The organism is Prevotella conceptionensis 9403948, assembly GCF_000312305.1.
Taxonomy (GTDB): domain Bacteria; phylum Bacteroidota; class Bacteroidia; order Bacteroidales; family Bacteroidaceae; genus Prevotella; species Prevotella conceptionensis.
Genome location: NZ_HE999448.1, coordinates 148,669 through 149,453 on the forward strand (window position 1 = coordinate 148,669; position 785 = coordinate 149,453).

At 53.0% G+C, this 785-nt stretch carries 1 protein-coding gene; it reads right to left on the reverse strand.

Annotated features, from left to right (window positions below; all coding sequences use genetic code 11):
• Window positions 1-15: 15 nt before the first annotated feature.
• Window positions 16-785, reverse strand: a 770-nt coding sequence (locus BN93_RS09990) for a glycoside hydrolase family 3 C-terminal domain-containing protein (RefSeq protein ID WP_198007511.1), incomplete at its 5' end; no start/stop codon positions are given.

The window sequence follows — 785 nt, forward strand, 5'->3', positions numbered from 1 at the left end:
ATTATTTTTTTCATATCATTGAACATTGAACGTTGTTTTTTGCAGGTCTTCGTCGCGGCTACTTCCGCCCACCAGCACTTCAAACGCGCCTGGTTCTACAATGGGTTTGAGGTTGATGTCGTAGAAAGCCAACTTATCGGGCGTGATGGTGAACTCGATGGTTTTCTTCTCTCCCGCTTTCAACGCCACCCGACGGAAGTCTTTCAGCTCTTTCACGGGTCGGGCCACAGATGCCACCACATCATTAATATATAGCTGACAAATCTCCACACCATCGCGGTTGCCCGTGTTTTCAATCGTTACGCTAGCCGTTACGGGCGTCTTGCCGTCGTTGGGAATGCTGGCCTTATTAAGCTGTAAGTTGGAGTAACGGAAGGTGGTGTAGCTCAGGCCGTGGCCGAAGGGATATAGCGGCGTGTTGTCGGTACACACGGCTGGATGGAAGAAAGCCGAGCGTTTGTGGTTGTACCACGTGGATATTTGCCCCACATGGCGCGGCATGGTCATGGCCAATTTGGCCGATGGGTTCACCTTGCCGTAAAGTATTTCGGCAATGGCTTGTCCGCCATACTGCCCTGGTTCCCATGCGTTGACGATGGCAGGCACGCGTTCGGCCGCATAACGAACACAGAGCGGACGGCCACTGATGATAATAACCACCGTGGGTTTGCCCGTTTCGTTCAGTCGGCGTATCAGCTGTTCTTGCAGTCCAACGAGGTCGAGGTTATCGCGGTCGGTATCTTCGCCCGACGTGCGTTCGTTCCAACGGAACCGCATCATATACT